The organism is Burkholderia sp. JPY481 (assembly GCF_038900515.1).
Taxonomy (GTDB): domain Bacteria; phylum Pseudomonadota; class Gammaproteobacteria; order Burkholderiales; family Burkholderiaceae; genus Paraburkholderia; species Paraburkholderia youngii.
This window is the reverse complement of sequence record NZ_JAYMRT010000098.1, coordinates 1-1,081: the sequence shown is the minus strand read 5'-3', so window position 1 is coordinate 1,081 and position 1,081 is coordinate 1. Positions and strand designations below refer to the sequence as shown.

Below are 1,081 nucleotides of genomic sequence, written 5' to 3'. Positions count from 1 at the left end.
CGGTTCAGGTAGCCACGCGTCACGCCCGCCCCGCCAATGTAGAGCTCGCCCACCGCCCCGAACGGCACCGGCTCGCCATGACCGTCCAGCACGTACACCCGCGTGTTCGCAATCGGACGGCCGATCGGGACCACTGACCCATTAAAATCAGCCGGGCAATTCCAGACTGTCGCGAAGGTCGTCGTCTCGGTCGGGCCGTAGCAGTGAACGAGACGTACGGGGCCTTCTTCTTTCAGCAATCTCAGAAATGAGCGGAGATCATTGGGCTCCCCTCCACAGAGGAGGTACTTAAGTTGGGCTAACGTGGGAGCAATCGATGATGTAAATTGATTGAATAATGCTGTTGTTAGAAAAAGTGACGTCACCCGGTGCTGTTTAAGCGCCCGGGCAAAGCTGGAAGGGTCTGCGACAGCTTGCATTGCAACAATGCAACCACCGTTAAGTAGTGGTGCCCACACTTCGAATGTGCTTGCGTCGAAGGCGGGATTGCCGGCCCATGCCACACGATCCCCCGCCTCGATCTTCGCATATGCATTGTTGATCACGAGCCGGTTGACGGCACGATGAGAGACAAGAACTCCTTTGGGAAGGCCGGTTGAGCCGGAGGTGTACATTACGTATGCGGCAGCCTCAGCGGTCAATGCCAGGCCAGGATCGGAACTACATCCCGTTCCAACTATGAGCGGCTCAATAGCCAGAACCGGTATCGTCGCCTCAACCAGATTGTCGCCGTCAATCTGGCCAAGCACCAGACGGGCAGCACAATCAGCGAACAGCCATTCCTGTCGTGCAGAGGGAAGGCCGCGATCGATCGGCACATATACTCCGCCCGTCTTCAGGATCGCCAGTTGCGCCACCACAAGAGCGACGGAGCGGTCAAGCACTGTCGCAATGCGATCTCCCGGCCTGACTCCAAGTGCGATCAGATGATGGGCCAGCCGGTTGGCCCGCGCGTTGAGCTCGCCATAGCTCAGTCTCTCGTTCTCATGCACCAGCGCCACCGCCTCCGGTGCCCGCCGCACCTGCGCCTCGAACAGCTCATGGATGCACCGCTCCGACGGATACGCCGCCTCCGTGCGGT

Annotated in this window: 1 protein-coding gene; it reads right to left on the bottom strand. The window is 59.5% G+C overall.

Annotated elements, in window-relative coordinates; genetic code table 11:
* Positions 1 to 1,081: AMP-binding protein (locus VSR82_RS39790; RefSeq protein WP_498858902.1), on the bottom strand; the 1,081-nt coding region annotated here is incomplete at both ends.